At 49.4% G+C, this 26,325-nt stretch carries 24 protein-coding genes and 2 tRNA genes; 24 read left to right on the top strand and 2 right to left on the bottom strand.

Going from position 1 to position 26,325, the window contains the following annotated elements:
• Nucleotides 1-4: 4 nt before the first annotated feature.
• From ACTHPM_RS21015 to ACTHPM_RS20995, 5 genes are all read left to right on the top strand, one after another.
• Nucleotides 5-81 (top strand) — tRNA-Arg (locus ACTHPM_RS21015).
• A 16-nt stretch (nucleotides 82-97) separates the two neighbouring features.
• Nucleotides 98-174 (top strand) — tRNA-Pro (locus tag ACTHPM_RS21010).
• 237 nt (nucleotides 175-411) lie between these two features.
• Entirely contained in the window at nucleotides 412-612 is a 201-nt protein-coding gene (locus tag ACTHPM_RS21005) for a cold-shock protein (protein ID WP_440396826.1), read from the top strand.
• 29 nt (nucleotides 613-641) lie between these two features.
• On the top strand, nucleotides 642-902 hold the full coding sequence (locus ACTHPM_RS21000) for a cold-shock protein (protein ID WP_440421672.1): 261 nt from the start codon (nucleotides 642-644) through the stop codon (nucleotides 900-902).
• A gap of 429 nt (nucleotides 903-1,331) precedes the next feature.
• Nucleotides 1,332-1,664, top strand: coding sequence for a hypothetical protein (locus ACTHPM_RS20995; RefSeq protein ID WP_440396828.1), 333 nt, complete (start codon nucleotides 1,332-1,334; stop codon nucleotides 1,662-1,664).
• A 94-nt stretch (nucleotides 1,665-1,758) separates the two neighbouring features.
• Here the strand turns inward: ACTHPM_RS20995 and ACTHPM_RS20990 are convergent, their stop codons facing one another.
• The gene (locus ACTHPM_RS20990; RefSeq protein ID WP_440396829.1) at nucleotides 1,759-2,118 is read right to left on the bottom strand and encodes a hypothetical protein; all 360 of its coding nucleotides are present in this window, start codon (nucleotides 2,116-2,118) and stop codon (nucleotides 1,759-1,761) included.
• Between the two features lie 202 nt (nucleotides 2,119-2,320).
• Here ACTHPM_RS20990 and ACTHPM_RS20985 point away from each other — a divergent pair, with 202 nt between their 5' ends.
• The 3 genes from ACTHPM_RS20985 (at nucleotide 2,321) to ACTHPM_RS20975 (ending at nucleotide 4,043) form a co-directional block, all read left to right on the top strand.
• Entirely contained in the window at nucleotides 2,321-3,163 is an 843-nt protein-coding gene (locus ACTHPM_RS20985; protein WP_440396830.1) for an aldo/keto reductase, read from the top strand.
• 225 nt (nucleotides 3,164-3,388) lie between these two features.
• A complete protein-coding gene (locus tag ACTHPM_RS20980) occupies nucleotides 3,389-3,619 on the top strand; it encodes a hypothetical protein (RefSeq protein ID WP_440396831.1) in 231 nt (76 codons plus the stop codon).
• 49 nt (nucleotides 3,620-3,668) lie between these two features.
• Nucleotides 3,669-4,043, top strand: a complete 375-nt coding sequence (locus ACTHPM_RS20975) for a YciI family protein (RefSeq protein WP_440396832.1) — start codon at nucleotides 3,669-3,671, stop codon at nucleotides 4,041-4,043.
• 213 nt (nucleotides 4,044-4,256) lie between these two features.
• On the opposite strand, the gene ACTHPM_RS20970 is transcribed toward ACTHPM_RS20975, so the two are convergent.
• Nucleotides 4,257-4,403: a hypothetical protein gene (locus ACTHPM_RS20970; protein ID WP_440396833.1), complete on the bottom strand. Its 147-nt coding sequence runs from the start codon at nucleotides 4,401-4,403 to the stop codon at nucleotides 4,257-4,259.
• Between the two features lie 247 nt (nucleotides 4,404-4,650).
• Between ACTHPM_RS20970 and ACTHPM_RS20965 the strand changes: the two genes are divergently transcribed.
• The 16 genes from ACTHPM_RS20965 to ACTHPM_RS20890 all read left to right on the top strand — a co-directional run bounded on the left by ACTHPM_RS20965 (nucleotide 4,651) and on the right by ACTHPM_RS20890 (nucleotide 26,305).
• Nucleotides 4,651-5,439, top strand: a complete 789-nt coding sequence (locus tag ACTHPM_RS20965; protein WP_440396834.1) for a sensor domain-containing protein — start codon at nucleotides 4,651-4,653, stop codon at nucleotides 5,437-5,439.
• A gap of 420 nt (nucleotides 5,440-5,859) precedes the next feature.
• Nucleotides 5,860-8,979, top strand: coding sequence for an S-layer homology domain-containing protein (locus ACTHPM_RS20960; RefSeq protein WP_440396835.1), 3,120 nt, complete (start codon nucleotides 5,860-5,862; stop codon nucleotides 8,977-8,979).
• A 349-nt stretch (nucleotides 8,980-9,328) separates the two neighbouring features.
• Nucleotides 9,329-10,450 carry a response regulator gene (locus tag ACTHPM_RS20955; RefSeq protein WP_440421670.1) on the top strand — a complete coding sequence of 374 codons (1,122 nt, stop codon included), beginning with the start codon at nucleotides 9,329-9,331 and terminating at the stop codon, nucleotides 10,448-10,450.
• A gap of 102 nt (nucleotides 10,451-10,552) precedes the next feature.
• Complete coding sequence (locus ACTHPM_RS20950; RefSeq protein ID WP_440396837.1) at nucleotides 10,553-10,771, top strand: hypothetical protein; 219 nt, start codon at nucleotides 10,553-10,555, stop codon at nucleotides 10,769-10,771.
• A 294-nt stretch (nucleotides 10,772-11,065) separates the two neighbouring features.
• A complete protein-coding gene (locus tag ACTHPM_RS20945; protein WP_440396838.1) occupies nucleotides 11,066-12,010 on the top strand; it encodes an ABC transporter permease in 945 nt (314 codons plus the stop codon).
• 11 nt (nucleotides 12,011-12,021) lie between these two features.
• Nucleotides 12,022-12,954, top strand: a complete 933-nt coding sequence (locus ACTHPM_RS20940) for a carbohydrate ABC transporter permease (RefSeq protein ID WP_440396839.1) — start codon at nucleotides 12,022-12,024, stop codon at nucleotides 12,952-12,954.
• Between the two features lie 168 nt (nucleotides 12,955-13,122).
• Complete coding sequence (locus ACTHPM_RS20935) at nucleotides 13,123-14,610, top strand: ABC transporter substrate-binding protein (protein WP_440396840.1); 1,488 nt, start codon at nucleotides 13,123-13,125, stop codon at nucleotides 14,608-14,610.
• A 197-nt stretch (nucleotides 14,611-14,807) separates the two neighbouring features.
• Nucleotides 14,808-16,535 (top strand): sensor histidine kinase, encoded by a 1,728-nt coding sequence (locus tag ACTHPM_RS20930; RefSeq protein ID WP_440396841.1) that lies wholly within the window; start codon nucleotides 14,808-14,810, stop codon nucleotides 16,533-16,535.
• A 7-nt stretch (nucleotides 16,536-16,542) separates the two neighbouring features.
• Entirely contained in the window at nucleotides 16,543-17,304 is a 762-nt protein-coding gene (locus tag ACTHPM_RS20925) for a response regulator transcription factor (protein ID WP_440396842.1), read from the top strand.
• Nucleotides 17,305-17,330: 26 nt separating this feature from the next.
• Nucleotides 17,331-18,854, top strand: a complete 1,524-nt coding sequence (locus ACTHPM_RS20920) for an ABC transporter substrate-binding protein (protein WP_440396843.1) — start codon at nucleotides 17,331-17,333, stop codon at nucleotides 18,852-18,854.
• A gap of 296 nt (nucleotides 18,855-19,150) precedes the next feature.
• Entirely contained in the window at nucleotides 19,151-20,920 is a 1,770-nt protein-coding gene (locus tag ACTHPM_RS20915) for a sigma 54-interacting transcriptional regulator (protein WP_440396844.1), read from the top strand.
• Between the two features lie 261 nt (nucleotides 20,921-21,181).
• Entirely contained in the window at nucleotides 21,182-22,339 is a 1,158-nt protein-coding gene (locus ACTHPM_RS20910) for a YgeY family selenium metabolism-linked hydrolase (protein ID WP_440396845.1), read from the top strand.
• Nucleotides 22,340-22,344: 5 nt separating this feature from the next.
• Entirely contained in the window at nucleotides 22,345-23,946 is a 1,602-nt protein-coding gene (locus ACTHPM_RS20905) for an N-acyl-D-amino-acid deacylase family protein (RefSeq protein ID WP_440396846.1), read from the top strand.
• Between the two features lie 84 nt (nucleotides 23,947-24,030).
• Complete coding sequence (locus tag ACTHPM_RS20900; protein ID WP_440396847.1) at nucleotides 24,031-24,882, top strand: basic amino acid ABC transporter substrate-binding protein; 852 nt, start codon at nucleotides 24,031-24,033, stop codon at nucleotides 24,880-24,882.
• A gap of 51 nt (nucleotides 24,883-24,933) precedes the next feature.
• Entirely contained in the window at nucleotides 24,934-25,596 is a 663-nt protein-coding gene (locus ACTHPM_RS20895; protein ID WP_440396848.1) for an amino acid ABC transporter permease, read from the top strand.
• A complete protein-coding gene (locus ACTHPM_RS20890; RefSeq protein WP_440396849.1) occupies nucleotides 25,583-26,305 on the top strand; it encodes an amino acid ABC transporter ATP-binding protein in 723 nt (240 codons plus the stop codon). The genes ACTHPM_RS20895 and ACTHPM_RS20890 overlap by 14 nt, the downstream gene beginning before the upstream one ends.
• Nucleotides 26,306-26,325 lie beyond the last annotated feature (20 nt).

Here is a 26,325-nt window from a genome sequence, read left to right as displayed (position 1 = left end):
ATTTGCGCCCTTAGCTCAGCTGGATAGAGCGTTTGACTACGAATCAAAAGGCCAGGAGTTCGAATCTCTTAGGGCGCGCCATTATCATCATCTATATCGGGATGTAGCTCAGCTTGGTAGAGCACCTGGTTTGGGACCAGGGGGTCGCATGTTCAAATCGTGTCATCCCGACCATTACCCGCTTTTTTAATATAGTGTCATGGTTAGCAAAAGGTGGAGGAAATGAAGTAGAAATGCAAGAAAAGTTGTGAATCAGCCCCAGTTGTATGTTATAATTACTTTATTGGAATTTCGACCTGAGATCACATATTGTAGAGGGTTATGATTTTGATTATCTAGCCTTGTACAATATGTGATTTTTTTTTGGAATTTGAAGATCATGTAATTATGAAAATATGGAGGTAATGGATTATGCAGCAAGGAACAGTAAAGTGGTTTAATGCAGACAAAGGGTTTGGTTTTATCGAGGTTGAAGGCGGAGACGACGTATTCGTGCACTTCAGTGCAATTGTTAGCGACGGCTTCAAATCGTTGGACGAAGGTCAACGCGTTGAATTTAATGTAGTACAAGGCAATCGAGGCCCACAGGCCGAGAATGTTGTTAAACTATAAATGATCGTTAGAAAGTCCCAAACATAGTTTTGGGACTTTTTTTCATCATTATTCCGGAAGAGAAAGAGGGATGCTGCTTGTACTATTCACGGAAAAGACAGATGATGGATCTCCCAGAGGAAATGACAACGATATGGTCATGCACCAATAAAGATTGCAATGGATGGATGAGGAACAACTTCGTTTTTTTGATTCAACCGATCTGTGGCCAATGCAATTCCTTTATGGAGAAGGGTGAGAAAATGCTGCCTATTCTAGTGAATACAAGTCCGATTCAGACCAAGCACTAAATAAGGCGAGGTTGAGTGACATCCACAAGGGTTGCTCCCAACACACATAGAATCCTATGTGGCTTTCTTTGAACAGGGATGTGAATCCCCTAATCTCCATTCGTAAATTAAATCCATAACCTCAAGAGGTTGTGGATTTTTGTTTGTCTGAAGCTTTAGGCATTCAGATTAGATGGCAGGCCTAATTCAAAAGCGGAAACTGGTAGTAAATTGTAAAAAAATAGAAAGCACAGACAACATTGGTGCTACTCCAACTCCTTTTTTTGGCGGGCCTTATCTTAGAATAAGGTCCGCCCTTCTATAGGCCTCCACTTTTGCCATGTTCACTCGATCGGTAGATGGCCTACATCTCCCCCCTATTTTGCTGACACATCTGGCCTACATTCCCTTCATATGATATATTTATCCGAAAATTGAAGGGTGGTCCGAATGGACGAATCATTCTGGCTGGTGATACAGTATCCCCTAAAAAGCGCCAAAGGCACCCAGCGTGACTGCTGGTTAAGAGATAAAGTTATGGAGTATCTGGAGGTTTCTTTAGCGGGCGCCGGTTTAGGTTATGTGGATGGCTATGATATGGGGAAATGCATTTCTAATCCTAAGCAATATGCCCTTAATATATTTTGCGTCGTAAGAAGAGGAGCGAAGTATCGCCTTGATCAAAAAGGTTTTGCGGGAGAGCCGGCTCGATTATACCCGCGTAAAAATCGCTACCATGCCGTATGGGCAAGAACAGGCATACACTCTGAGATTCGCCTATAAAAAGGGGGTTGTTGATTTCTCGCTATAGAATTTTTTCCCGGTTTGGCAGTTTAGATGATACATGTTCTGAGTCATGGATTTCGTACGTAACCTATTAGGAGGTCTTTTGATTTGTTAAGCAGTTCTTCATCTCTTGAAGCTGTTCCGCTGTAACTAGTTGAGCGTGGCTTAGGGCTTCCAGCTGCCTTTCTATGTTTTTCAATTGAAGCTGCGTCTGAAGCTGGGTATTTTCGGCGGCTTTTTGCGTTTTGGTGTTATCTACTAGTACAACGACGGTAAGACCTGCACTGAAAACCGTTAGGCCCCGGGCTATTTGATCTAAATCCAGCTGGTTTATTGCCATGAGGCAATCGGCGACCCCGGCTCCGATGAAGGCTCCTCCAATCACCATGACCGTGTTCAAAATCCATTTATGTTCTTTGAATTTGCTTAAATACGAATGGTTGTTTTTCATTTGTGGTAGTAGGCGCTTCATATTTCCTTCCCTTCATTCCGGCGGCATCATATTCTGTCAAATTATACTATAATGGTTCTCCTTTCTATTAACAATGGTCGGGAGGAAGTTCGGCACGACATATGACGACAAGCATGGGATCAACCACATCGTTTATAATAAAATAGTTGGCTTCAACCACTTCGCGAAGGAGGCTGTTTCAATGAATCATAATATTCCGGAACATACGTTAAATGACGGCTTAAAGGTACCCATGATCGGGCTTGGCACGTATAGCCTGAAAGGGGAGGAAGGCGTTCAAGCCATGGCATCCGCAATGGATGCGGGGTATCGGTTAATCGATTCGGCATTTAATTATGAAAATGAAGGAGCGCTCGGGAAGGCGATCAAGCGGAGCTCGGTTCCCAGGGAAGAGCTTCTGATTTGTTCCAAGCTGCCGGGTCGGCGTCATGCATATAAAGAGGCGCTTGCGACTATTGAGGAATCGCTGTACCGGGCGGATCTGGATTACTATGATCTGTATCTGATCCACTGGCCCAATCCTAAACGGGATATGTATGTGGAGGCTTGGCAAGCGATGATCGAGGCCAAGAAACGCGGATATATCCGTTCGATCGGGGTCAGCAATTTCCTTCCCGAGCATTTGGAGCGCTTGATTCAAGAAACTGGCGTAGCGCCGAGCATGAATCAGGTGGAGCTGCATCCTTTTTTTGACCAGGCAAAGCAGCGGCGGAAGCATGCGGAGCATGGCATCGTGACGGAATCCTGGAGTCCGCTCGGACGCGGGCACGATATTGCGGAGAATGAGAAGATTGCCCGGATTGGTCAAGCCCATGGAAAAACGGGAGCTCAGGTGATTTTGCGGTGGCATACCCAGCTGGGGGCGATTCCGATCCCTAAATCAGGCTCTCTGCAGCATCAGAAGGCCAACCTCGATATATTCGATTTCGAGCTTACAGCAGAAGAGATGGATGTTATCTCATCCTTCAGCCGCGAAGATGGACGGTTGTGGGGACAGGATCCGAGCGAATACGAAGAGTTTTAACGGTCGGAGGCGCTTGGCTATCAACTTTTGGTTAAGGTACCTTCGAGGTGCCTTTTTCATTGCGAAGAAGGCAGAAAGAAAATACAATGATGATAATCATGGACAGGGGCACCTATAGCAGCCGCGAATGATCCAATTGCAGCGGCGCCCGCTTCGCGAGGATAAAACAATGGTCTAATGGGGTGAAGCATGAGGTCCTTTTCGCTAAGAAAAAAGATTATCGCCATGTTTCTGGTTCTGAGCATCCTGCTGACAGGAGCGGGGTATTACTGGTACCTCATGACGACGCTGACCATACAGGATAACACCATGAAATTAAGCAGGCAAATCATCAATCAAATGAACAGCCGCCTGGATGCATACTTTATGGAGATCGTAAACCTGACGCTGCCGATGACAGCACGTAACGTTTTTTCAAATGCATGTCGATTTAGCTGTGTATCGTTCGTTGATTAAATAGAGGCACAATAATTGCTTCAATTTAAAGTCAAAGGAGAAATAAACAATGAAATTCCTTTGTTTGGGTTACCTGGATTCATCCAAAATGGATGCTCGTCCCAAGGAAGAGATTGATGCAGTGATGAACGAATGTCCGCCTCACCTGGATGAACTTTACAACAGCGGTCAAGTGATAATCGATGCAGGTCTTGCCTCGGAAACGAAATGTTTACGGCAGGCGAATGGGAAGGTGAGGGTTACGGACGGTCCTTTTATAGAAGCGAAGGAGATGATTGGCAGCGCCTTTCTCATAGAAGCACGGGACATGGAGGAAGCGATTCAGATAGCCTCCTTGCATCCGGCCGTTCAGATAGGTGCCGGAGAGCAGTTTGGATGGGGGATTGAGATCCGACCGATCCATTACTTCAAGAAGGTAGACTAGAAATATCTAAATTCTCCACTGAGGTCGCATGCCGTAGCGGATCCATTTATAGCGTCAAATAGCCCCCTCCCAGTATACAGGAAGGGGCTATTTGATGCGGTGTGTCCAGAATCTCAAAATGCCGTTCAAGCAATGCCTCCAACCGAGAGGCTTTCAAGTGGACCGTGCTTGCTTCAGTCGCGTTGTTTCTTAGCGTGTATCATTAGAACTTTGTTAGAACAGCTTTTTCAACGAGCCGAGTACGTCGCCTGCTTTGTCCAGCGTTATTTTGGCTTTCACGCCATCGATCAGCGCATTGATCTGATCGTCCGGCAGGTCGATTCCGATAATGGATTCAATTGCCGCAACAGGGTTACTCATAAATTTAGCGGAAAAGTCTTTATCATTTTTCACTTTTGTAACAATCTCATTGACTTTAGCTTTTATATCCACGCGAGATTCCTCCCTGATCTGTATTGTGTACTTCTATCTATTATATAAAATTTATATCCTAGTCTAAAGTCTAGTTGTAAAACACTCCCTGAGACGGTTATGCCAGGCAAGCAACACAGATATAATAAGTTTATTAATCAGAGCGTGATGTATGAAGTCAAAGGAGTGCTTGAACGTGAAGGCAAAAGAAGCGACGGCCAAAGTGCCTGCAGCTAAGGTGAATTGGGTGCTTTTTAATCCGAAAACCTATGCAACGATCCTGTATTTATTGCTGTCTCTCCCGTTAGGGATTCTCTATTTTACGGTAGCGATCACGGGGCTTGCATTATCGATCGGTTTAACTCCCCTATTTATTGGAATACCGCTGTTTTTTGGAGTGGCTAAGCTATTGAACGGCATTGTGAATTTTGAACAAGGTCTGATCAGGCATATTTTGGGTTTACCGATTCCGCCTGTTTCCCAAGCCTACAATCAGCAGTCTGAAACGGGGCACAACTGGTGGATGCGAATGGTGAGAGGCTTTGATGGCGGGCTATTCATTCGCAATCTGCTGCTCGTATTATTAAGATTCGTAACAGGCATTGTGTTCTTTGTGATTATGGTAACGGTCATATCCCTGGGGTTAGGATTGATTACTCTTCCGGTCGTGCATATTATTTTGATGAATGAACTGCAGCTGGATATTTTGGAGAATAGCTTGTTTAGTTACTTTCATATCGATTGGACCTATAATCAGCAGTATCTGTTGTATGTAGGTGTTGGCCTTGTGTTATTCTGGATCGCGCTTCGCGTTGTGAACGGACTCATGCAAATTCAGCGCAGAATCATGTATGTAGATGAGCCATACCAGCAGCCGTCCGTGCCAGTGGAAGCCCTAACAGATATACCGGTTCAGTCGCAATATTATCAATACCTGGAGGATCAGCCCACGAAAGGGATGGAGCCGGCCTATCGAGAGCTCTAGGGCGAACTCGTCCCGTTTCATGAGTCACAGATCGGAACAGCTCGTGTATGAAGCAGCCAGTCATCGGAATAAAACCGGCGACTGGTTGTTTGTTTTTGGTGTTGACTTAAACCAGAGTTTGGATTTTTTTCATTTTCCCGGTTTCCCTTAAATCTTGCAAGAGTCGGCTTTCAAGCCGTTTAACCGATCGATTCCCAACCGATATTCGAAACCTGTGTGTCCTGGCCGCTCTATATCATTTAGTGAGCTTCCCTGAGAGCAAATAACGATACGTTCAATTTTGAGAGAATTTTGAGAGATGTTTCTGATATGTTGGTATAGCATTTTTATATTTGTATCGTTGGAGGGTGTTATCAGCAGCATAGTTTCACTAAGTTTGACGAAGAGAAAAAGAATTAGCTTACAGAAATGGGTGGTCAGATGAAGAAAAAAATGATTTCGATGGCAGCGGCCTTCATGTTGGTTGTTGCCAATACGCCAATGGTGCATGCACTGTCTCCGGTAGCAGAGGTCTATTATAATGTGGGGACAAGTTCTTATGACTCCGGCGATTTTGAGAGCCAATTGAACGAAGCTGTTAAAAACAAACTAAAGGCAGCAGGAATTAATCCTAAATACGTGTCGATTATGGATGCAAGCGCTGATCCGGCCTCGGTAACGGATTCGACGTATGTGCACTCCGGTCATGATAGCTGGTATATAGACAATGGGGGTTATGCCATCCCTCCGGCAGTTGAAACTGCAGATTACAATCATGTCCAAATGTCGGATAACGGCAAAACACTAACCTTCTATGGTTACACCGCGCCTGCTTATAAGGATTTCATGCTGACAGCAGGAAGCCCTTCGGGCAAGAAGATCATTACCTTCGATATGGATGAATCGAAAGTGGATTATCACAGCATGGAAGGCGGAGGTTTTCTCTTCAATACGGCGGTTGATAGCGAAGGGAAATTAAGTGGCTATGCGATTTTATACGTGGATAATGCCGTCAATGTATATAGTATCAGCGGGATCGATGTCACTGCTCTGCATAATGAGATGTCGAATCCTCTGAGTGATATGAATGGTGTCACCCTCGTCCAAAGCTATGGAAAAGGGACATCCAAAGAGCACAGCATTAAAATCGTCGCAACGGATACGAAGTTGAATATGTGGGATAACGGCGATCAAACCATTAAGGATTTAACGCTTCCCGCGGTTTATGGGAATGAATTCGGTCCGATCGTCAGCCATATAAGCCATGGTTGCGAGATCATTTCCATTTTTGCGTTTGACAACATGAAGTTGTATTCAACTTCGAGTAAGACACTGGACGTTGCCGTGAACCGTATTCCATGGGGGCCGGAGGCACCTTTGCGTTATGTCGTGAACATTAACGATGATCCAAGCGAACTGTTGGACGGTGGACCGCATCAATCCGAACTGACCGACACGTTCAATAACAACGGAGCGCAGTATGTTGGGGTCACCCAAGCGACATATACGGAGACCGACAAACAATTTATTGACGGTATTACGGAAGGCGGACTGCATGTCGATTCCGAAGAAACGATCACCGAAAGCGTTGATAAAATGGCTGACCGGATCGTAAATGAGATCACATCCAATTATAAGGAATCGATCTCGGCCATTGAAAACGCTGAGAACATGACCACGATCCAATTGAACAACGGCGACACAAAAAATGCGGTGCAAAATGATATCACGCTGCTGCAAGACCCGGATGTAACCACCGTTTGGTCCTCCGACCAGCCTTCGGTCATTGCTGCCGACGGAACCGTAACGAGACCGGATCTGGACCAACCTGGAACTTATGTGACCTTGAAAGCAACAATTACGCAAGGCAGGCTGACAAGCGAGAAAACATTCACCGTCTATGTCATGGCGGCGGATCCGGCTCCTTTAACCAAGCTGACGGCGGCGGCAGGCAATCAGCAGGTTACTTTGGCTTTCCCGGCTTTAACAGGGGCATCGAGCATCATTGTGGAACAATCCACCGATGGTAAGGCTTTTACTCCTGCAATGACGTCGGAGCCGGTTAATGCCGATTCTACAAGTGCAGTCGTTACCGGATTAACGAATGGCACAACGTATTCTTTCCGTTTAACGGTCGCATCGGGTAAATATGCAGGCTTGTCCAACGTGGTAACTGCCACACCAAGCGCGCCTGTCGCACCGGCACCGGTTGTGCCTGCTCCTTCAGCACCTGCACCGGAGAAGCCTGCTGCCGCAGCGCCAACCATGAAAGCGGAAGTCGTCGTTTCGGACCAAGCGAACGGGGGCAAAGTTGTTCAGGACAAAATTACGAAGCTCATCGGAGATAACTTAAAAGTTTCGGGAAAAATAAAATCGGCAAACGGCCAAGAGCTTCAGGTGCCGAACATTGTAATGAACAAGGATGGAAGCTTTAATCTTCCAAAGGTTGCGCCTGGCGATTATGCCTTAGCGCTGAACGTAATGGGGCCAAACGGAGAGAAGCTGGCGGGTCCTGCGGGTAAGCTGACGGTCGATAGCAAAGGGAATGCGAAGTTATCGGTTGATTTGGTCGATCCATATGGAACGATCCTTGATACGGTAACAAGCCAGCCGGTTACAGGAGTGAACATGCAATTGTACTGGGCGGATACCGAGTTGAATCGCTCCAAAGGCAGAAAGCCAGGAGAACTTGTTCATTTGCCTGAATTGGCGGATTTCTCGCCAAGCAAAAACCACAACCCGCAAACAAGCACAGACAGCGGTCAATACGGCTGGATGGTATACGCTGACGGTGATTACTATTTTGTAGGCGAAAAGAACGGGTACGTCGTTTTTGACAGCCGTAACGATAAGCGTGAAGAGAGCTTCGGAGACGGCAGCTATATTAAAGACGGCATGATTCATGTCGGCGACACCATCGTGAAATTCAGCTTCACAGCACAGCCCAAGGTAAAAGCTGCGGGCGATCATGGTGCCTACATGGTTGGATACCCTGACGGTACGTTCCAAACGGATCGCGGAATTACCCGGTCCGAGGTCGCTGCGATCTTGTCCCGCCTGTATCCGTCGAAAGCAAGCTCTAACAAAGTGACGTATAAGGATGTAAGCGCGAAAAACTGGGCTGCGAATGCAATCGCGACGGCAACTCAGAACAAATGGATGATTGGTTCCGGTAATCATACGTTCAAGCCGAATCAGCAAATTACTCGAGCCGAACTGATGCAGATCCTTATGAATGTATACAAATGGGATGCTGCTAAGGGAAGCACGTATTCGGACGTAGCAGGGCATTGGGCAGCACCAGCCATTGCAACAGCTGAAGAGCAGGGCGTTCTGTTCGATTTCACGGAAAAGGATTTTCATCCAAATCAGCCTATCACGCGACTAGAAGTTGTTCGAATCTTTAACCAGCTGCTGGACCGTAAGCCATGGGACATTAAGGCTGCACCGAAATGGACCGATGTTACGGAAGGCAACGACAATTATTCAGATATTATGGAAGCTTCGACTCCGCATGCATTTGAGCAGTTCGAGACTGGCATCGAAGATTGGAAAAAATAATAGCTGCAAGATGGTAGAACCCGCTCTGAGAGCGGGTTTTTACCTTTTCAAGCCTAAAAATGAGCCTAACTCTCCGTATGCTAACCATCCATCGCCGATTCAGGGGGTGGATTCATTCTTGTTAAGCTAACATTCCTGTACCTTTTGGGAGACGGGCAATGCTATAATTGAGTATGTCATGTTTTGTCGTTTTTTGTAAAATTATGACCGAAAAGATAGAAATGAAATCCATGTGGTTATAAAAAGACATATATGAAGAGCAGCGAGAGGGAGTGGACAAGGTGTTTAGTTTGGGTTCAAAGCTTCCAGGCACAGCGGTTTCACTTCCAAATCAAATGAGTGAGGCACTGTGCTGAGAGTGATTTTGTTGGATGATGAGAAACCTGCACTGAATTTGATGGCCAGGTTGATCGGGGATCGGGAAGATGCCCAGGTGGTCGGTGCATACACATCCCCATCGGAATTGTTGGAGGATATAGGCAGTCTCATGCCTGATCTTGTATTTCTGGATATCGAGATGCCGGCGATGAGTGGCTTGGAGATGGCTTCCCGACTGCTGGAGCTGCATGAGGACATCGAGGTCGTCTTTGTCACAGCCTATCGCCAGTACGCTTTGGAGGCCTTTGGCGTTCACGCGGTCGATTACTTATTAAAGCCGGTGGATCCAAATTCGTTGTCTCGTACTATAGAAAGAGCGATAAAAAGAAAGAAGAGGACGAATCCCGCAAAATGGACAGCGACACCACCCCGGATCGTATGCTTTGGGGACTTCGAGATTCGCAAGGCCGAAAACTCCGCCCCCATTCGCTTTCCAACGGCTAAGGCGGAGGAGCTCTTTGCTTATTTGCTGGTGCACCGCAATACCGCCATTTCCAAATGGACGCTATGCGACAGCCTCTGGCCGGAAGTGATGTCAACGGATAAAGTAGAGCATAAACTGCATGTGACCATGCATCGGATGAAAAAAACATTGCATGATAGCGGGTTTGGAGTACGTCTCTCGACCCAAAAGGGGTTCTACCGGATGGAATGCCACGAGTTGTGCGATTACATCGAGTTTGAACAAGCCGTGTCCCATCCCATCGATTCGGAGAACGGGAATATCGAGGCTTTAAGCCATGCGGTTGAACTTTATAAGGGTCCGCTCTTCGCTAACCGGGACTATGCGTGGTGTGAGGCGGAGCGTGAAAGAATATCCCGGTATTTTGCCATCCTTTCCAAACGATTGGCAAAGAGTCATTTGGGCAGAAACCGATATCAGCAGGCGTCCGAGGTTCTGCTTACCTTGCTGAGCCATGTACCTTTTGACGAAGAGGCGCATGAGCTCCTTTTAAGGACATATCAAGCGATGCACGACGGAGCGGCGTTCTTGTCGCACTATAAAAAACTAGAAAAATGCTATCAGGAGGAGTTAGGCGCAGAGCCCCCTGTCCTTTTCAGGCATATGTATGCCGATCATGCTAACCGATGAACCCCCAGCCTCTGGATGTGATTTATATCATCGAAACGGATATTTAAATTTTAAATAATGAAGTCATATCCATGAGCCGTGTTGGTTCAAAGGGGGAGAACGATGACGGCCAGCCGCAAGATTGTTGATCAGGATGTGATTATCGAGACCCTGCAGCGGGAGTTTCAATGTACGGTTCTATGGTGCGAAGGGCGGGCTTGCCTGGAGTACAACGATAAGGAAGAGCTCAACCGGTGGGCCGTGTATGTCCGAAGCCGCTTTGGCAAGGAGCTGACCGATGTGTTTTTTACGGCGGTCGAGAGCATTTCTGTAGAATCTTAGAGGGTAACAACTCGCTGCATTTCTTGCCCGAGTATTCATAAGTAGTGCCAGCCGCAGGCCGTTCAGGAGCGATTCTTGAGCGGCCTGTTTTTGTTTCAGATTTAAATTTAACTGCTTCTGCCGCTCACTTGCTCCTAACACGTTTTTGAGTTCACTTTTTTATGGCATTTTTGTGATGTAAACCTAACGTTTTTTGACTATAGTATCAAGTTTGTTGTCTGGATGAAAGCGCTATATCCCCTATAAAATAAATGTATACAAAGCAAGATAAAGCTAACGGAAGAGGTGACAGACATGGACGCTAAGACCAAAGGTAAGCGGTTACGAACGCGTTGGCGCAAGCAGGACACGGAGCTGACGATTTTGGCATTGCCGACGACCGTATGGTACATTCTTTTCTGTTTTTTACCGATGTTCGGTATCATTATTGCCTTCAAAAACTTCAAAATAAGCGGCGGATTCCTCAGCAATGTAATCAATAGTCCCTGGGCAGGGTTCAAAAACTTTGAGTTTTTGTTCAAGTCCAACGACGCTTGGATCATTATCCGCAACACGATCGGGTACAACATTGTATTTATCATTCTCGGTATTGTCATTCCGGTCGCTTTGGCGCTGATGATCGGCATGATTCACAACCGCAGAGCAGGAAAGGTATATCAAACAATGATGTTCCTGCCCTACTTTCTGTCGTGGGTCGTCGTTTCAGCGGTAGGCTGGGCATTCCTGAGCTTTGACAAGGGGATCGTCAACCAAATGCTGGTCAATATGGGCGGCGAGCCGATCAACTGGTACATGGAACCGACATATTGGCCATACTTCCTGATTTTCATGAATATATGGAAGGGCCTTGGTTACGGGATGGTCGTATACTTGGCGACGATTACCGGCATCGACAAAACCTATTATGAAGCGGCTGTAATTGACGGTGCTTCTATCTGGCAGCAGACCCGGTTCATTACGCTGCCGTTGATGAAGATGGTCATCATTATGATGTTCATCCTGTCCGTGGGACGCATCTTCTACACGGACTTTGGACTCTTCTTCCAGGTTCCGCGGGATTCAAACTCCCTGTTTAACGTAGCCACAACGATTGATGTATTGGTATACAAACAGCTGAAAAGCGCAACGGTCGGCATGGCTTCTGCAGCCGCATTCGTCCAGTCCGTCCTGGGCTGCTTGATGATTCTCTTCGCCAACTGGGTCGTTCGGAGAATCGATCCGGATAGTGCGATGATCTAGGAGGTGGGTTTATGGCAAGGGCAAGAACGGTATATGAGAGCGGCTTGGACAGATTTAATCGCCCGAGCAAAGTCGTCAATCTCCTTTTCAATCTGATCTTTATCATACTTGCGTTAGTCTGCGTCGTGCCTTTATTGGTGGTTCTGTCCATTTCGCTATCCAGCGAAGAGTCGATCCGCCAAACGGGATATCACATTTTCCCTTCGGCTTTCTCCGGTGAGGCATACAGCTATATTGCGAATCAGGGAACGATGATCGCGCGTGCGCTCGGGGTATCCGTGTTCGTCACGGTCGTGGGTACCGTGCTGGGCGTTCTGCTTACAACTTCAATGGGCTACGCGATCTCCCGTCCGAATTTTAAGTTGAGAGGGTTGCTCACTTGGATCGTATTTATTCCGATGGTGTTCAACGGCGGTTTGGTGTCCAGCTACTATATCAACTCCAACATGCTGGGGCTGAAGGACACGGTGTGGGCGCTGATTCTGCCGCTGGCGGTTTCATCCTTTAACGTCATCATCTGCAAAACCTTTTTCAAAAGCACGATTCCGGACGGTTTGATCGAGTCGGCGGAAATGGATGGCGCCAGCCAGATGCGCATTTTCTTCACGATTGTCCTGCCGATTTCTCTGCCGGTCATTGCAACCATTGGATTGTTCCTATGCTTCGGGTACTGGAACGACTGGTTCCAATCGATGCTCTACATTAACAACCAGGATTTGTACTCCCTGCAGGCGCTGCTGAATAACCTCATGAGCAACGTGGACGCGCTTGCGAAGAATGCATCCAGTATGGGCGTCAGCTATGCGCTGCTTGCAGCGACGATGCCGAAAGAGTCGGCCCGTATGGCGGTGGCCATCGTCATCGTGCTTCCTGTAGCCTTTGCTTATCCGTTCTTCCAGCGGTACTTTATTTCCGGTCTGACGGTTGGTGCCGTGAAGGGATAATTTGAAACAACAACCAAGTTCTCGTTCTATGAGGACGCTCAGCAGGCCATCATCCAATTGGAGACGACGTCGTAAGACGTAATCTTATAACACGCCGTTTGAAACGTTCGAGCAATGTACATCCAAGGCACCAAGCGGCGACCGAACACTAATAAGGGGGAAATACAAATGAAAAGACCATTGAAGCTGCTCTCCACCATGTGTATTACGGCACTTTTCGTGTCTGCGCTTGCCGCCTGCGGCTCGAAGTCGGATACCACAGCTACGGATTCCAAAGCTTCCGAACCTTCTTCATCGAATGCAGCATCCAAAGATGTACCAACTTTGGTATGGTGGACGATCGGCGGACAGGTGCCGAACAACTTTGATAAAGCCGTTGCGGCGATGAACGAGTACACAGCCGAGAAAATCGGCGTCAAAGTCGACATTAAAGTCGCAAACTGGGGTGAATGGGATACGAAGATCAACACGATCGTAAACACGGGCGAGCCGTTCGATCTTATGTTCACGACCGGTTCCAAGTACTCCCAGCAGGTAACGATGGGTGCCCTGGCAGACATCACCGATCTTGTGCAGAGCGAAACGCCGGATCTGTACAAGCTTATTCCTGAGAAAGTATGGGATGGCACCAAAATCGGCGGCAAAATTTATTCCGTCCCTACGTATAAAGACTCGTCTCTGACGCAGTATTGGGTATACGACCATAAATACGTCGAGAAGTACGGCATTGATGTCAATAACATCAAGACCCTGAAGGATTTGGATAAACCCCTGCATGATATAAAAGCAGGCGAAGGCAAGAGCTTCTATCCATTGCCGATGACTCAAGGAGAAGGACTGAATGGGTTCTTCAACAGCTATGACGATATGGCGATGGGGCTTCCTCCGATTGGCGTCAAAGCGGATGATTCCTCCCGCAAGGTCGTCTCCGTTCTGGAACAACCGGATATCATGGATGGCCTGAAGACACTGCACCAGTGGTACAAGGATGGCATTATCAACCCGGATGCGCCTACCAAGCCGGAAGCGGACAAAGGCCGCCCATTCTTCGCCGCCCAAGGATTCCCTGGCGCCGAAATCACTTGGCAAATTAACGAGGGTGTAGAAAAATACGACATGAATCAAGTGTATGGTCCAATCTACACGACCTCTACGATTCAAGGTTCTATGAATGCCATTTCGGCGAACTCCAAGTACAAAAAAGAAGCACTGAAATATCTGGAGCTGGTTAACACAGACCCTAAACTTCGCAACATGCTCGCTTTCGGCGAAGAGAACGTAGACTACAAGAAGATCGACGGCGAGAAAGTCGTCGAGCGCACAACGGATACATGGCCGCTGGCGGCGTATACGCAGGGCACGTTCTTTAACATGGCAACCACCAAGGGTGCTCCGGAAGACCAATGGCAGCAGGTTCAGAAGCTGAATGAACAAGCGACCGCTTCCTCCTTGCTGGGATTCGCAATGGATACGACCAATCTGGCTACGGAAGTTGCGAACACGAAGGCTGTATATGACAAGTATCGCTATGAATTGCTCACAGGCGCTTCCGATCCGGAGAAGATGGTTCCAAAGATCGTATCTGAACTGAAAGCTGCCGGTATGGATACGATCATGAAGGCTGCTCAAGAACAGATCGATGCTTTCTTCAAGTAAGTCGTAACGCGTTCCTTAAAAGACCCGAACGGAGGATTCCATGCCGTTCGGGTTTCTTCATATCGGAGCCGCCAGGTCCTGGCCCTTGGAAAGTGTTAAGAAATAGACGGAATTCGATTGAATTATGAAATGCCCCCATTTTATGATGGAGTTAGCGGCGTATAACGAACATAGATAACTGCAAAGGAGGCGCCCGGATGAATTCCTTCTGGCGGATTAAGATCTATCGCGGCAAATTCATCGCTTATACGGTATTTGTGGTGTCGATTGGTCTGACGCTTGGCGCTCTGACCTGTGCGGTACTGCTGTATCAGTGGATCGAGAATGCCCGCAGCGAGGCTGTGAGCGCCTTTGCCCGCATCGAAGGCGAGCTTCAGTCCGATAATGATCGCATTGAAGCCTACATGCAGCGCATCTATTCCAACAATCGTTTGATGACGGATGTCCGTTACTTTTTGGGCAACAGCGCAGAGGGATATTTGACCGGCAGGCTGAAAAACAGCCAATCCAGTGAACCGCTCATTTCTTTTCCCGAGGACATCAAAGCCTTTCTGTACAGCTCGGCGCAGGGGGACATTACGCAGATCAGCCTTCATACCGAACAGCAGGGCAATGTGGTTCGATTCGACGGCAACGGCAATGGCAGTTTTCGGTTCCGCCTGCCTAACACGGATAAAACCTTCCATGAGAGCATAGAGAAAGGGTTCGTATACCGTAAAAAATTGTCCGATCCCAATCAGATATCGCGCCAAATCGGGGAGTTCCGGATCTTGGTCAGCAGCGAGCAGTTGTTCAAGAAGGTGCAGGGTTACAAGCTGGATAGTGCGGCAGCCGTAAGCGATACCGGCGAAGTATACATGATCTCCGCCGGTGATCAAAGGACGAGGGAGCTGGCGCTGAAGGCAGCAGCCGAGCAGCGAAACAGCGGCTACCTGTCATCCGGGGGAGCGAGAAGCGTATTTTATATGACTCTTACCTCCACCAAGTTCGACTACAGGTTCGTCGTTCTCGTGGATTTGCTCCAGCTCATGCGGCACAATGCCGACATTATCGCAGCCGTATTCTTCATCGTATTGATGGCCATGATCAGCGTGCTGCTGCTGATCGTTTATAATCTGAGAGATGACGCGAGGTTTCTTCAGCGCATTATCCATTCGATTAAACGTGTGAAAACCGCGGATTTTACGTCGAATTCGCCCGCCCGCTACCGGCGCAACGAATATGGCATGATTGCCCGTGAGCTCGACGATATGGTCCTTCAGCTCGATAAGCATATCCGTACCGAATACTTGCTGAAGTTGAAGCAGCAGGAAACGGAAATGAAGGCACTTCAGCATCAGATCAATCCCCATTTCTTGTACAATACGCTGGAGGCCATTCGTTCCACCGCTTTAATGAACCGCGACGTGGATACCGCCGATGCCATCGCGACCTTGGGGACGCTGTACCGGGACATTGTGAAAAAGGAAAACATCATTTCCATCGGCAGCGAGCTGGAGCTATTGCAGCAATATTTGAAAATCATGGAGCTGAAGTACCCGGGGAGGTTTTATTATCAGCTCAACGTCGATGAGGCGCTCATGCCGTTATCGACCGTCAAGTTCTGGATGCAGCCGCTGGCGGAGAACTTCTTCGTCCACGGGTTCAATCCGGGCCACGAGTTCAATTTGCTGGTCGTGAATGGCTGGGAGACCGAGGAAAGCTATGTGATCGAATTCGTCGATAACGGTCAATGGATCTCCAAGGAGCGTCTGGATGAAGTCAAGCGCAACCTATCCAGCCGGGACGACGCTCCGGTGAAGAGCATTGGATTGCGCAACGTGTATACCAGGCTGTACTTTTTCTATGGCGAAGGTTTCTCTATGGAGATCGCCAACAACGAGGAGGCAGGGGTCAAGATTACCGTGATGATCACAAAGGAGTGATGAACATATGTACAAGCTTCTGATCGTAGACGACGAGCCGCAGATTTTGGAAGGGATGAAACGGACCCTGGATTGGGCGAGCTACGGTTTCCACCTCGTCGAGACCAGCGAGACCCGGGAGGAGGCGATCTCCAAAGCCGTGGAGCTGCTGCCGGATATTGCGATCTTTGACGTATGCATCGGCACGGACCGCGGCTATGAGATCATCCGTAAGCTGAACGAGCTGCATCTTCCCACAAAATATATCATTATGAGCGGATATAGCGAATTCGAATACGCCCAAGAGGCCATTCGCTGCGGCGTGAAGGATTATCTGCTCAAGCCTGTCGAGCGTTCCAAGCTGCAGATGGTCATCGAGAAGATTATTGTGGAGGATTTGCACGGCACGCTGGACGGCCGGAGCAGCGAGGATCTGAACACAGACCCGATCCTGGGGATTGCCTATGACCGTTTATCCAAACTGACCAACCGCATCCTGGTGATGGTAAAGGCGGAATATGCCCAGAACATTACGCTGAAGTCGGTAGCGGAGCGTTTTCGCATGAACAGTACGTACCTCGGGCAGCTGTTTCTAAAGGAAGCGCAGATGAAATTTTCAGAGTATTTGATGGCCTATCGGATGCTTCACGCACGTGAGCTCATTGTTACGACGGAAGAGAAAATTTCCAGCATCTCGCTTTCAGTGGGTTACCCGAACCTGAACTATTTTTACACTCATTTTCAAGGGTACTTTGGCATGTCGCCTTCGGAACTAAGAAAAAAAGGTTAGGTTCCCATGGGAGAATGGAGGCTAATATGAAGAACCCCTCTTTTTTCGGCCGCATCAGCTTATACTTGGCGTTAATCGCCATGGTTGCCCTGCTCGCAGCAGGCTGCTCCTCCTCCGCCGTTCAAGAACAGGATGCGGATCCCGAAGGGGGCGGTAACCTGGTAAATCTGGTCTATTACACGATTGGTGAGCCGGATAAGGACCTTCAACTGGTCAACGACAAAATCAACGAGGTGCTCTCCAAAAAAATCGGTGTTACGATTACTTATATCAAGGTGGGCTGGCAGGAGTACGAGGACCGACTGAATGCGATGGTCTCTGCAGGTCCTCCCTTCGATGTCGCTTTCACACCGAACTTTGCAGCTTATGCGAAGCGCGGCGCTTGGCTCAGGCTGGACGACTATCTTTCCAGCGTAGGCAAGGAGATGTATGACATCATTGACCCTATTTTTTGGCAGGGCGTCCGTATGGAGGATGGGGGCATTTACGCCATACCGACCAATAAGGAACTGGCTGTGCGTCAGCAGTGGATGTATCCGGAAGAGCTGGTGAAGAAGTATGGCATCGATATTACGAAATACAACACCTTAGAATCGCTCGAGCCTTTGCTTCGGATGATCAAGCAGAAGGAGCCGGATTATTTGCCGATGGAGCTCGATAAGGACTCCCAGAACTTTTTTGCTTCGTACGGCTACGAATACATCACGGACAAGCAGCTTCCATTGATGGTGCATTCCTATACCGGCAGCAAGGTGGTAAATATATTCGAAACCAAGGAGGCCCGGCAGGTGCTGAACACGCTTCGGCGCTATTACAAGGCCGGCTACATCAACGAAGATGCCGCACTTCGGGAGAACCAGGAGCTCAAAAGAGGTGCCAAGGTGTTCTGGAAAGCCTCGGGTGGAGGCCCTCTATCAGAAAATAGCTGGAGTAAGGACCGCGGCTACAAAATCGTGGCGAATCCCATCATGCCTGAGCTGGTCACGACGGAATCCGTGCGGGGAGGCATTATGGCCGTCAGCTCCGACACGAAACACCCTGTAGAGAGCGTAAAGTTTCTGAACCTGCTGAATACGGATCCCGAGGTGCGCAATCTATTCAATTACGGAATTGAAGGCGTGCATTATGTCCTGGACAAGAATGGGCAAGTGGTCCTTCTTCCCCCGAAAGATGAGAACGGGCAGCCGGTTCCGGATGCATCGCCAACGTATGCAGGGGTCACGTACACGCAGGGGAACTGGTTCATCTTGAAAACGATGGGGGGCCCTAATCCGGATCCCTTGGACAAATGGGAGCAGTACCGGGCCTCTAACGCCAGGGCCATCAAGTCAAGCGTGCTCGGCTTTACGCCCGATTTATCCATGATGCCGATTCAGCTGCAGAACATCGAGATGGTCTGGCAAAAGTATTACCCAAGCCTGATGACAGGCAGCGTCGACGTCGGCACCGAGCTGCCGAAATTCAATCAGGAGCTGAGGCAGGCGGGCCTCGATGAGGTCAGGGCAGAGGTGCAGAAGCAGCTGGATGCGTGGCGCAGGAATCAGAAATAGCAGTATCGTTTTAGAACGGGGACGGGGGAAGACATCCGTTCCGACCAGAATATCCACCCCGGCCCGGTGAAGAACCATCACAAACAAGTGGGCCAATTGCTCACGTCTCGAAATAGAAATAAGCGGCTAGTCAGGTTGCATAAGCCATGACTGGCTTTTTGTCGTTTCGCAGAATTATCAATTACAAAATGAATGACTGAATGGATGGAAAGTAAATTTCTTACATGGTCAACTTTTTCATGTTAGTTTATATTACATATTAATATAATGGCTTCAGAACCATGGGGGTGGACGTAATGCAGCTGAAGAATATCCAGCCGACAATACAGCAGATCGGCGTCGCGATATCGGCCGTATTAAAGCTGGAAGTGGAAATTGCCGATCACGAGCTTTATCGCATTGCAGGTACGGGGGCCGTCAAATCAGGGTTATGGCAAAGAATGAACAATGAGGATTTTGTATACCGGGAGTGTATAAACACAGGAAAGCCGGTGATCGTGGATCTACCAGGTTTACACGAGCTATGCACGCCTTGCATGCATTATCGGAATTGCAAGGAGCATGGCGAGGTGTGCTGCCCCATATTACTGGACGGACGTGTTCTTGGCGTCATCGGGCTGATCGCCTTTTCGGCTGATCAACGTGAACAGCTATTTGCTGACCTGGATGCAAAGATCGATTTTCTGGAAAAAATGGCTGAGCTGATCGCCACGAAGATGAAGGAGTCTGAGCTGCTGGAGGAACAACTGTTGGCTGAGCGGAAAGTATCGACGCTGATCGGCTACATCGATAATGGCGTGATGCTTATCAACCAGACGGGGGAGTGCACCTATTTGAACCAGGCGGCGCGCAGGCTGCTGGAGCTGCCGGAGGGACAACTGCCGGACGTGTCCATTGTGGAGCAGTGTATCGATCCTTTCGTTCAACCGGACCAAGCCTCCCGGTTGAATGGTTCCGGGTCTTCTGAGGGCCAGGGGAAGCTCGCCGTAGTAAAAAGTGGCGGCAGTTACAAACATCTGTTTCTGACGTACCACCCTTTCCATGACGAAAAGGGTGGCCAGCAGGACGGCGTTATCGTCATGGCGGATCCGAAGAGGATGACAGATATGGCGATGATCTATTCGGAGGAAAGCTATAAGGGATTCGAGACGATTATCGGTAATCATCCGCTGATCGAGGCGCTCAAGGATTTGCTGCGTAAAACGGCCAACAGCTATTCCCCGATTTTGCTTAAAGGAGAAAGCGGCACGGGCAAAGAGTTTATAGCGGAATCCATTCATCACTTCAGCGAACGGAAGAGCGCGCCTTATGTCACGGTAAACTGTGCCGTGTTGACGGAAAAGGTTCTGCATTACCGGTTGTTTGGAGACGAGAAGCAACCCGGAATCATTGCCGAAGCCAACGGGGGGGTTCTGTTCCTGGATGATGTCCACGAAATGCCGATGTCAATCCAGTTGAAACTGCTGCACTTACTGGAGGAGAAAGTCATTTGGCTGCCGGGAGAAACCAAACCGATACCGCTTAACGTTCGGCTGATTGCGGCAACGGATAAAGAGCTGGACAAGCTGGTCGGCAAAGGCCTGTTCCGCCAAGATCTCTACTACAAGTTAAGTGTTATCCCGATAGACGTACCTCCCCTTCGAGCCCGGAAACAGGATATTTTGCTGCTTGCGAACCATTTTTTGCAGGAGCATAGCCAGGCCAATCGCAAGTATATCCGCACGCTGAGCGAGGATGTGAAGAATATACTGCTGACCTACCACTGGCCTGGTAACATTCGTGAGCTGTCCAATATTATCGAGTACACCGTGAATTTTTCGAATAGTACCATGATCGGCAAGGAGCATTTGCCTGCGGCCATCCGCAATATTGAGCTTACGGCGGTAAGCGGTAATCAATCAAGAGACCACACATTTAATCTGCGGACGCTGGAGAGGGATGCGATTGAGCGGGCGTTGGCAAGCGTACAGGAGCGTGGTGAGCCAAAGGAGAGCGCGGCGAAGTGGCTCGGAATTAGCCGTGCAACCTTGTTCCGTAAGCTTCAGCAATATGGCCTGAATGGTTAAACAGGCCATAGAGGATAATGAGAAATTTATGATTCAACTTAAAAAGTATCAAAATGATACCTCCGTATCATTTTGATACTTTTTTATTTATGTAAAGAAATATAACATTTTTACAAGAAAACAGTCTCAAAACGACACTTGTTTAACGCAATATAGGAGTTTACTATTAGTTTAAAGAACTTTTATGTAATAAAACATGACATATAATGAAAATGAACAGATATCCGGGCGCTACCCACTGCTCATCGAAGGAGGCGTGGCATGATCGTCAAAGAAGACGAAATGATTCACTTTTGCCAGCGATTACTTCAGACGGCCAGCAGCTCCGGGCAGGAGGAACAGATGGCGGGGCTGCTGGCGCAAACGATGACATCGCTTGGCTATGATGAAGTACGGACAGATCGTCTCGGCAACGTCATCGGAAGAATTAAAGGCCGGGGGCAAGGTGCGACTGTCTTATTCGATGGTCATATGGATTCGGTCCCGGCCGATTCCTCGCAATGGACGCGCCCCCCTTACGGAGGAGAAATATGGAATGGAAAAATGTACGGCAGAGGCGCCTCAGATATGAAAGGAAGCCTTGCGGCTATGGTTTATGCTGCTGCACAGCTTAAGCTTGCTGGAATCGTGCCGGAAGGAGATGTCTATGTTGCAGGAACGGTGTGCCAGGAACTCTTCGAGGGGGTAGCCCTAAAGGCCGTCATGGACGAAGTGAAGCCGGATGTAGTCATTATCGGACAAGCCACCGGACTCAATCTGAATATTGGCCAGCGGGGGCGGGCGGAGCTTAGAGTGACGGCAATGGGCCAGAGCGCTCATTCGTCCAATCCCGAAGCAGGCCGCAATGCCGTGGATGTAATGCTGGCCTTTCTGGAGCAGGCCACCGCTATTCCTCCTCAGACCCATGATCAATTGGGACAAAGTATTGCGGTGATCACGGATATCGTCTCATCTCCTTATCCGGGATCTTCGGTTATTCCCGACCGTTGTACGGTGACCATTGACCGGAGGCTTCTGCCGGGAGAACAGGAAGCGAAGGTGCTGGAGCAGTACCGATCCATAGACCCGTCCATCAAGGTTGAAATCGCTGAGCAGACCATTGAATGCTACACAGGCTGCAGCTTGGGGGGCAGACGGTTTTATCCGGCATGGCTGATGCAGCTTGACGATCCCGTTGTCAACGTCGCTTTGAAAGCTTTGCATGGACAAGGCATTCCGGCCAAGATTGGAAGTTATCAATATTGCACGAGCGGAAGCTACAGCGCGGGAATCGCGAATATACCCACCATCGGCTTCGGACCTTCAGAGGAGCAGCAAGCACATACCGTGGACGAGTACATTGAAATCGAACAGCTGGCGAAGTCGGCCCAAGGCTATTACGCCTTAGCCAAAGCTTTCGCCCTAATAACAAAGGAGTGATCCGCATGAACAACTTTGATATCGTACTGAAAAATGCCAAAATCGTCGACGGAACGGGAAGCCCGTGGTATTACGCCGACATCGCCGTCAAGGGAGACGCGATTGCCCTCATCGGTAAAATCAACGAGACGGGGACTGCAAAGGTTATTGATGCGAACGGCTTTATTGTAAGTCCTGGCTTTATCGACATGCACAGTCACTCGGATCTGTTCGTAATGGAGTCAGGGTTTGTATCCGCGAAGGTCCGGCAGGGCATTACGACCGAGCTATTGGGCCAGGACGGAATCTCCGCCGCACCGCTGCCTCAGGAATTTATCGGGCGTTGGCAGGACAATCTTTCCGGTCTCGACGGCATGCCGGACATTGAATGGGATTGGGATAACGTGGACAGCTACCTGACGAAAATCCAAATCGCCCAGCCGGCCAGCAATTACGCGTATCTTGCTCCGCACGGCAATTTGCGCATGCAGGTCGTCGGTCTTGACAACCGCACGGCGACGGCGGAGGAAATCGAGGAGATGACGAGGCTCCTTCGCGATGCGCTGGATCAAGGCGCATGCGGCTTGTCGAGTGGGCTCATCTATCTTCCCTGCATGTATGGCGACTATGCGGAAATCGAAGCGTTATGCGAGGTGGCGGCAGAGTATGGGGTGCCGTTTATCGTTCATCAGCGCAGTGAAGGGGACGAGATACTGGAGTCGATGGACGAACTGTTGGTCATTGCCGAACGTACGGGCGTCCATCTGCACTTCTCGCATTTTAAAGTGTGCGGACGACTGAACTGGCACAAAACACCGGAGGTGCTCGCCAAGTTGGATCAAGCACGCGAGCAGGGCATCGAAGTGACCTTCGACCAATATCCGTACACCGCTGGCAGTACCATGCTGAGTGCGACGCTGCCGCCTTGGGCGCACGAGGGCGGTGCGGCAAAACTGATGGAGCGGCTGCAGGAGCCCAAGCTGCGGGAGAAAATGGCAGCGGATATGAGAACAGGCTTTGCGGGATGGGACAGCATGTACGCATGGGCAGGGCCGGACGGTATTCTGATTACGTCTGTGGAAAGCGAGAATAACAAAAGCTGCGTAGGACGCACGCTCCAGCAAATTACGGAGGCTCGGGGCTGCACTGATCCGATCGAAACGGCTCTTGATTTGATATTCGAGGAACATAATGCGGTTGGCATGGTCGATTTTGTTATGGATGACGCGTCCGTCGCCATGATTATGCAGCATCCGGCAGGCACGATATGCACGGATGGCTTGCTTGGCGGACAGCCTCATCCGCGGGCGTTTGGCTCTTTTCCGAGGGTGCTCGGCAAATATACACGGGAAGAGAAGCTGTTTACGCTGGAGGAATCGATTCGCCGCATGACATCCCAGCCCGCCCGCATCATCGGCTTTACGGACCGGGGAACCATCCGTGAAGGGATGAAGGCCGATATGGTCGTATTCGACGAGGCGCGCATTAAGGATACGGCAACTTATGAGAATCCGCGATCATACTCGGATGGCATCGCTCTTGTCATGGTTAATGGCAAGGTTGTCGTTGAAGGCAATGCCGAACATCGCCTGCCTTCCGGCAAAGTTTTGCGCAGAAGCTACTTCTAACATGCCCCGGTTACCTGGGGTCAAGGGACGGGATGTCCTGAAACGGCTGTTGACGATCGACTGCATACTGGGGAGGAATTTGTGATGAAAGTGAACGCAAAGAGCAAAATGATGACGCTGCTGATGGCAGCAGTACTAATGGTGACTGCTGGATGCGGCAGCAACAACGAAGCCGATGGCAAAGGAGCGAGTGATGGTGGAAGCACGGGGGCTGCCGCATCTCCCGCTGCGGGTACCTCCCTTTCCGATATTAAGGAAAGAGGCAAGCTTGTCATCGCGACGGGCAACTACTATCCGTTTGAGTTTTTGGACCCGAAGACGCAGAAGCTGGTCGGCTACGATATTGATCTGGGTCATAAAATCGCCGAGAAGCTGGGCGTAGAGGTAGAGTGGAAGGAAATGCAATTTACGGCGCTTATTCCATCCGTGCAGAACGGCCAGGTCGATATGGGCATCGCGGCCATGTACATTACGGACGAACGTAAAAAGGCTGTGGATATGTCCGATATCTATATGAAAACGGGCATGTCGCTCGTCAAACGATCGGATGACGATTCTATCCATAACGTAGAGGATTTAGCGGGCAAGGCCGTGGGCGTCAAGTCAGGGGCAACCAGCGAGGTGGCGGCCGAAGAGCTAAAGAAGCAAGGGGTTGACCTGGAAGTCAAGGCGTACAAGGACACAACCGACTATTTGATGGACCTTCAGCTGGGAAGGGTGGATGCGGCGTTTAATGATTATTTGAACCAAATGGGCTACAACAAGCAGCATGCCGAGGCCGGGCTTGAAATCGTAGGAGAGCCTTTCACGGAAGCCGGTCTCGGATTAGCTGTTCAAAAAGGCAATACGGAGCTGCTTGAAGCGGCGAACGAAGTCATTAAGGAAATGAAGGAGAGCGGAGAAGCGGACGCGCTTTATGAGAAATGGCTGAAATAAACGGCAGCTAGTCGGGCTGGAGGTATTTCAACCAAAAGAGGAGGTTCGCGCATGCAGCTGGATTATTCGTCTATTCTTCCATTTTGGCAGGTGTTTTTGGAAGGAGCTTGGATAACGGTTAAATTCTCCGTCGTCTCTCTTATCTTAGGACTCGTTCTTGGTATGATCGGGGGAATATGTAAAACATCGAACATGAAAGTACTTAAAGCGATTGCGGGTCTATATACGTGGATTTTCCGCGGAACGCCGCTGCTTGTCCAGTTGTTTATCATTTATTTTGGCCTGGCGCAAATCGGCTTTAAATTCGATCCGTACGAAGCCGGACTCATCGGGATGGCGCTGAATACCGGCGCGTATATAACTGAAATCATACGTTCCGGCATTCAGGCCGTAGACAAGGGGCAAAGTGAAGCTGCTGTCTCACTGGGCATGTCCAGAACAGTCATGATGTTTCGTGTTATCGGACCGCAGGCTGTCAAAATCGCCATCCCTCCGCTTGTGAATCAGTTCATCATGACGATCAAGAACTCATCCATGGTTTCGACGATTACGATCACGGAGCTGTTCCGTACGGGCGAGATGGTCATAACGACGACCTTCCGGCCGCTTGAGACCTATACCGTTATCGGAGCGCTTTATTTGGTGATGACAAGCATTCTGATGCTGCTCGGCAGTAAATTAGAGAAGGGGCTGACTGCACATGATCGAGCTTAAACAAGTCAATAAAAGTTTCGGCAGCCATCAAGTATTGTTCGATGTCAATCTGACCATTCAGCCCAAGGAGCGGGTCGTGATCATTGGCCCGAGCGGTTCCGGCAAGAGCACCGTGCTGCGCTGCATGAACGGCCTCGAGAAGATTCAGTCGGGTGAACTGCTCTATTGCGGCCAGTCGCTCCGTGACCCGCGGAAGCTTCGGCTTATCCGGCAGGAGGTGGGCATGGTCTTTCAGCGGTTCCACCTATTTCCGCACCGGACGGCACTGGAGAACGTGATGGAGGGTCCGATATGGGTAAAGGGCATGAAGAAAAACGAGGCGCGAGAGCTGGCGGCGGAGTTACTTGCCAAGGTCGGCCTTGCGGACAAAATGGATAACGTGCCCTCCAAGCTGTCAGGCGGCCAGCAGCAGCGGGTGGCGATCGCGAGGGCGCTCGCCATGGATCCGAAGGTGATGTTGTTCGACGAGCCAACCTCGGCCCTTGATCCGGAGCTTGTCGGTGAAGTGCTCGCCGTCATGAAGCAGCTGGCCGCCGAAGGGATGTCCATGGTTGTCGTTACACATGAGATGGGCTTTGCACGTGAGGTGGCTGACCGGGTATTGTTTATGGACCATGGCCGGTTAATTGAAAGCGGAACGCCGGACGAGGTGCTGGGCAGTCCCCGGGAGGCGCGCACGCAATCTTTTCTCAGCCGGATTCTGCATTAGTCTGACATCGAGGAGAAGAG

The organism is Paenibacillus sp. SAFN-054 (assembly GCF_051966755.1).
Taxonomy (GTDB): domain Bacteria; phylum Bacillota; class Bacilli; order Paenibacillales; family Paenibacillaceae; genus Paenibacillus_AQ.
Note: the sequence above shows the minus strand (reverse complement) of the source record. Positions and strands in the feature narration are given on the sequence as shown.